Source organism: Curtobacterium sp. B18 (genome assembly GCF_000333375.1).
Classification (GTDB): Bacteria; Actinomycetota; Actinomycetes; order Actinomycetales; family Microbacteriaceae; genus Curtobacterium.
The window spans coordinates 1-6,009 of record NZ_BACZ01000226.1; the positions used below are offsets into that span (position 1 = coordinate 1).

The 6,009-nt window shown below is 70.7% G+C and carries 5 protein-coding genes and 1 tRNA gene; all 6 read right to left on the minus strand.

Annotated elements, in window-relative coordinates:
- Positions 1-112: 112 nt before the first annotated feature.
- The 6 genes from I5E_RS06015 to hisS all read right to left on the minus strand — a co-directional run bounded on the left by I5E_RS06015 (position 113) and on the right by hisS (position 5,873).
- A tRNA-Leu gene (locus I5E_RS06015) sits at positions 113-187 on the minus strand.
- A 73-nt stretch (positions 188-260) separates the two neighbouring features.
- A complete protein-coding gene (locus tag I5E_RS06020) occupies positions 261-1,748 on the minus strand; it encodes an NAD(P)/FAD-dependent oxidoreductase (protein ID WP_022906196.1) in 1,488 nt (495 codons plus the stop codon).
- Between the two features lie 39 nt (positions 1,749-1,787).
- Positions 1,788-2,336, minus strand: coding sequence for a DUF501 domain-containing protein (locus I5E_RS06025; RefSeq protein ID WP_022906197.1), 549 nt, complete (start codon positions 2,334-2,336; stop codon positions 1,788-1,790).
- A 35-nt stretch (positions 2,337-2,371) separates the two neighbouring features.
- A complete protein-coding gene (locus tag I5E_RS06030; protein WP_031261700.1) occupies positions 2,372-2,905 on the minus strand; it encodes an FtsB family cell division protein in 534 nt (177 codons plus the stop codon).
- A gap of 341 nt (positions 2,906-3,246) precedes the next feature.
- A complete protein-coding gene (gene eno / locus I5E_RS06035) occupies positions 3,247-4,530 on the minus strand; it encodes a phosphopyruvate hydratase (RefSeq protein WP_022906199.1) in 1,284 nt (427 codons plus the stop codon).
- Between the two features lie 98 nt (positions 4,531-4,628).
- Positions 4,629-5,873: a histidine--tRNA ligase gene (hisS, locus tag I5E_RS06040; RefSeq protein WP_022906200.1), complete on the minus strand. Its 1,245-nt coding sequence runs from the start codon at positions 5,871-5,873 to the stop codon at positions 4,629-4,631.
- Between the last annotated feature and the right edge of the window lie 136 nt (positions 5,874-6,009).

Below are 6,009 nucleotides of genomic sequence, written 5' to 3' on the forward strand. Positions count from 1 at the left end.
GGAAACTGTCCGCCTGGCCGAAGTCTCGGCGGCGCGCCGGACGGGCGCGCCGGCGCGGCGGACCGGCGCGGGGACCCGGCGCGGCGGACCGGCGCGGCGACCGGCGCGGCGCGTACCCCGGTGGGACTCGAACCCACAACTCGGCGATTTTAAGTCGCGTGCCTCTACCGGTTGGGCCACGGGGGCGGGCCGCAACAGCCTACCGACGAAGACGAGGCGGCCACCCGTCAGGGTGACCGCCTCGGTCGTCGTGCGTGTCGCTACTTGGCGTCCGCCTCGGCCTTCACCGGCTCGGCGTCGTTCGAGACGTCCTTCGCCGGCTCACCGTACGCGGGGCCGGCCGCACCGGCGGGCTTGCCCTCTTCCGGAGCGGTGGTCGGCTTCGACGCCTCGATCGGAGCCGCCGGGGACTCGGCCGCGGGCTTCGGGCGCGACGCGAACGCCTCGAACGCCGCGCGCGGGGTCTCACGGTCGTCGAGCGACGCGATGTCGCGGCCGAGGAAGAAGCCGCCCACCCAGTCGCCGATGACGCGCCACTTGCGCTCCCACGACGGCATCGCCAGACCGTGGTAGCCGCGGTGGGCGCCCCAGGCGAGGAAGCCCTTCATCGCGAACTTGCCGGACTGGAACACGCCGATGCCGAGACCGAGGCCTGCGACGGCGCCGAGGTTCTCGTGCTTGTAGTCGGTCGTCGCCTCGCCACGCATCGTCGCGACGAGGTTCTTCGCGAGCTGCTTCGCCTGGCGGACGGCGTGCTGGGCGTTCGGCACGCAGAAGCCGCCCACGCCACCACCGGTGAGGTCCGGCACGGCCGCGACGTCACCACAGGCCCACGCGTCGGCGATCACGCCGTTGTCGTCGACCACGCGCAGGTCGGGCTGCACGCGGATGCGGCCACGCTGCTCGAGCGGGAGGTCGGTGCCCTTGACCATCGGGTTCGCCATGACGCCGGCGGTCCAGATGATGAGGTCGGACTCGATCTTCTCGATCGCACCGTCGTTCGTCTTGAGCTCGCAGACACCGCCGACCGCCGAGGCCAGCTGGGTCTCGAGGTGCACCGTGGCACCGCGCTGCGCGAGGTTCTCGAGCACCCAGTGCGACGTCTCGAGCGAGACCTCGGGCATGATGCGGCCCATCGCCTCGACGAGGTGGAAGTGGGTGTCGTCGAAGGACAGCTCGGGGTAGCTCTTGAGCAGGTCGGACGCGAACGAGCGGAGCTCGGCGAACACCTCGATGCCGGCGAAGCCGCCACCGACGACCACGACGGTCAGCAGACGGTCGCGCTCCGGGCCGGCCGGCAGGGTCGCGGCCTTGTGGAAGTTCGTGAGGATCTTGTCGCGGATCGCCGCGGCCTCTTCGATGGTCTTGAGACCGATCGCCTCGTCGGCGACACCCGGGATCGGGAAGGTGCGCGAGACCGCACCGGCGGTCATGACGATCTGGTCGTACGACTCTTCCCAGGCATCGCCCTCGGCCGGGGTGATCGTCGCCGTCTTGTTCGCGTGGTCGACGTTCGTGACCTTCGCGGTGACCACGCGCGTCTTCTTGAGGTGACGACGGTGCGAGACGACCGCGTGGCGCGGCTCGATCGAGCCGGCGGCGACCTCGGGCAGGAACGGCTGGTAGGTCATGTACGGCAGCGGGTCCACCATCACGACCTCGGCTTCGCCCTGACGAAGGTGCTTCTCGAGCTTCCAGGCGGTGTAGAAACCGGCGTAACCGCCGCCGACGACGAGGATCTTGGGCACGGGGGATGATCTCCTTGGATGGGGGTTCGGGGAGTCGAGTCAGACTTCGCCGCCACCCGCCCCGACTCCAGCGTCTGCACCGCCATCATACGCCCGGCACTCGCACCGGGAGGGCGACCAGTCCGCGCGCTCGAGCGCGAGGTCGCCGATGGGGTTGACGCCGGGTCCGGCGGCGAGGGCGTGGCCGACGAGGGCGTGCAGGCACTTCACGCGGGTGGGCATGCCACCGGCGCTGATGCCGTCGATCTCGTCGACGTGCTCGATCGACTCGCGATCGGCCAGGTAGGACTCGTGCGCCGCGAGGTACGCGGCCGCGGTGGTGTCGTCCTCGAGCAGGGCTGCCAGCTCCGGCATCACCTGGTTCGCCTCGAGGGTGCTGACCGCAGCGGTGGCCGCGGGGTGGCACAGGTAGTAGAACGTCGGGAACGGGGTGCCGTTCGACAGACGGGGCTTCGTGGAGACGACCGTGGGGTTCCCACAGACGCAGCGTGCCGCGATCCCGATGACGTCACGAGCCGGTCGGCCGAGCTGCGCCGACACGACCTGGACGTCGCGGTCGGAGGGCGGGTCGAAGGGAGGGGTCGTCACGGGAACGTGAGCCTACCGGAGTCCCGCGCGTCGTCCTACTTCGTGTCGCCGGTGCCGGAGACGTCCGGTGCGACGAGCTGCTGCGTGGTCTCGTCGGTGAGCCCGGAGGTCAGCACCGACGACAGCATCGCCTGCAGCCAGTCGACCTTGGGCGTCTGCACGGTGGAGCTCACGGGGGTCCCGGAGTCGGTCGTCGGGCGCCCGTCGTCCTTCTGGTCCTGGTTGCCCATCACGAGGTAACTTTCCTCGCCCGGGTACACGTAGAGGAGCCGGTCCCGAGCCTGCGCCTCGATGTACGCGGGGTCGTCCCAGCGCGCGACGTCCTTCTTCTTCTGGGTGACGTCGGCCTTCTGGCTCGCGACCTCGCGCTGCTGCTGGGCGATCTGCTCCTGCTGCTGGATCAGTGTCCGCAGCGACGGCGCGAGCACGACGACGAAGAGCACGATGATCGCGAGCATGAGCAGGCTGAACCCGGAGAACCGGATCGAGCGGTACCACGGCTGCTCGGACGCGCCGCCCTCGGGCAGCGCCACGGGTACGCGGCGGACACGGGGCTTCTGGCTGGGCACGCTCCGACGATAACCCGCCGGCGGCGTGGGGCGCGGTCGGCACGCGGCCGTTCGGTGCCCTCCCAGCCCGCGGGCCAGGAGGCGCGGCTCGGCCCCGCCCCGCCGCGTACGCCCGGCGCCCGGTCGCGTCCACCGCGTACTCGCCCCGGGCGAGCCGTCGACGTCGCACGATCGGCCGCCCGCGTCCGGCCGAGGTCGCACGATCGGTCGCGTACGTCCGGCAGAGGCGGCAGGTCGTGCGACCTCGGCAGTCAGCGCCCGGCACGTCGTGCGACCTCGGCGGCCGGACGACGAGACGCCGCCCTCCCCGAGGGGAGGACGGCGTCTCGTGGGGACGCTGGTTACAGCGCGGCCGAACGCGGGAACGCCGAGCGGCCGGCGTAGACCGCCGCATCGCCGAGCTCTTCCTCGATGCGGAGCAGCTGGTTGTACTTCGCGACGCGGTCCGAACGAGCCGGGGCGCCGGTCTTGATCTGGCCGCCGTCGACCGCGACCGCGATGTCCGCGATCGTCGTGTCCTCGGTCTCGCCCGAACGGTGCGAGAGGATCGAGGTGAGCCCGTGACGGTGCGCGAGGGACACGGCGTCGAGCGTCTCGGTCAGGGTGCCGATCTGGTTCACCTTGACGAGGATCGAGTTGGCGGCCTTCTCGTCGATGCCCCGCTGCAGACGCTTCGGGTTCGTGACGAACAGGTCGTCGCCGACGATCTGCACCTTGTCGCCGAGCTCGGCGGTCAGGTGGCTCCAGCCGGCCCAGTCGTCCTCGGCCAGCGGGTCCTCGATCGTCGCGAGCGGGTAGTCGCGGACGAGGTCGGCGAAGTACGCGGTGAACTCCTCGCCCGAGAGCTGCTTGCCCTCGAACGCGTACTTGCCGTCGTGGAAGAACTCGGTCGAGGCGACGTCGAGGCCGAGCGCGATGTCCTTGCCCGGGGTGAAGCCGGCCTTCTCGATCGCGGCGAGCAGGAAGTCGAGCGCCGCGCGGTTGGACGCGAGCTCCGGCGCGAAGCCGCCCTCGTCGCCGAGGCCGGTCGCGAGGCCCTGCTTCTTCAGTTCGCCCTTGAGCGCGTGGTAGGTCTCGACGCCCCAGCGGAGCGCTTCGGAGAACGACTCGGCGCCGTAGGGCACGAGGAAGAACTCCTGGATGTCGACGTTGGTGTCGGCGTGGGCGCCACCGTTGACGACGTTCATGAGCGGGACCGGCAGCGTGTGCGCGTTCGGGCCGCCGAGGTAGCGGAACAGCGGCAGGTCGGCCGAGTCGGCAGCAGCACGAGCCACCGCGAGCGAGGCGCCGAGGATCGCGTTCGCACCGAGGCGCGACTTGTTCTCGGTGCCGTCGAGCTCGATGAGCGCGGCGTCGACGAGGCGCTGGTCAGTGGCGTCGAAGCCCTCGAGCGCCGGACCGATCTCGTCGAGGACTGCGTCGACCGCCTTGAGGACGCCCTTGCCGCCGTAGCGGGAAGCGTCTCCGTCGCGGAGCTCGTACGCCTCGAACGCGCCGGTGGAGGCACCGGACGGGACGAGCGCGCGCGAGACGACGCCGTCGTCGAGGAGGACCTCGACCTCGACCGTCGGGTTGCCTCGGGAATCGAGGACTTCGCGTGCGCCTACGGCATCGATCTGGGCCACGGGGTACTCCCTACACGTTCGGTTGTGGTGATTGCGGAGTCGATCCTAGCGAGGCGCAGGTGAACACGAGGCGTGCATGACGGGCGACGGTGGAGAACTCACGCCAGGGGACGGAACTCCACACCCTCGAGCGTGTGCGTGTCCACCCCCACGGTGGCGAAGGCGTCGAACCCCTGCGCGACGAGACCGGCGAGCAGGTTCTTCATGTTCTTCGTGCGTCGTTCGAGCCGGACACGACGGTGCCCCGCGAGCGCCTCGGCCTTGAGCGCCGCGAGCCGCACCGGGTCGACGTCCTTGTCGTACACCAGCACGACCGCGTCGGACTCGGCCGACTCGGGGAGGGTCACGAGGTCGACGAGCCGCTCGAAGCCGAGCGAGAACCCGACCGCCGGGACGTCCTGCCCGAGGAACCGGCCGATCATGCCGTCGTAGCGACCGCCGCCGCCGAGGCTGTAGCCGAAGTCGGGGTGCGCGACCTCGAAGATGGTGCCGGTGTAGTAGCCCATGCCCCGCACCAGCGTCGGGTCGAAGCGCAGGTGGACGCCCGGGAGCGCGGAACGGAGCTGCTGCAGGTCACCGAACGCCTCGGCGTCCAGCCACGGTGCGCCGTCGACCGCGTCCCAGTCGGCGGTCTCGAGCGTGCGGATGGTGTCCTCGAGCCCGGGCAGGTCGACGCCGACGGTCTCGCGGAGTTCCGCCGCCACACCGTCCGGCCCGATCTTGTCGAGCTTGTCGATCGTGATGAGCGCGCGGTCGGCGACGGCCGGGTCGGTGACTCCCCACGAGCCGAGGAGCGCCAGGAGGATCCGTCGGTCGTTGATCCGGATCGTGGTGCCCTCGACGCCGAGCGCGTCGAGGGCCGCCGTCGTCGCCCGGATGAGCTCGATCTCGGCGAGCTGCCCCGGCTCGCCGAGGATGTCGATGTCGCACTGCACGAACTGCCGGTAGCGCCCCTTCTGCGGCCGCTCCGCACGCCAGACCGGAGCGATCTGCACCGACCGGAACACGGACGGCAGCTCGGCGCGGTGCGTCGCGTAGAAGCGGGCGAGGGGCACGGTGAGGTCGAACCGCAGGCCGAGGTCGGCGAGGTCGAGCGGTGATCCGGCGGCCTGGAGGTCCTCGGTGGAGAGCCCGCGCTTCATGACGGCGAACGCGAGCTTCTCGTTGTCGCCGCCGAGGCCCGAGTGCAGCCGTGCAGCGTCCTCGACCACCGGGGTCTCGATCTCGTCGAAGCCGTGGTGCGCGTAGACACCCCGGATGACCCCGAGGACGTGCTCGCGCCGGGCCTTGTCTGCCGGGAGGAAGTCACGCATGCCACGGGGAGCCGTCACGGTCGGAGCCATGCGTCGATTCTGGCAGATCGACCCCGCCGGCTTGCACACCCGCCGACCTGCTGATATTCTTCATCCAGAACCTCGGTTCGGCAGGTGCCTGATCCACCTGTCGGATCGTTCGCGAGGGCAACGTGCTGCAGGGCCC

Coding starts and splice junctions, on each gene's coding strand:
- hisS (WP_022906200.1), bottom strand. CDS start 5,873: ATGGCTCCGACCGTGACGGCTCCCCGTGGCATGCGTGACTTCCTCCCG.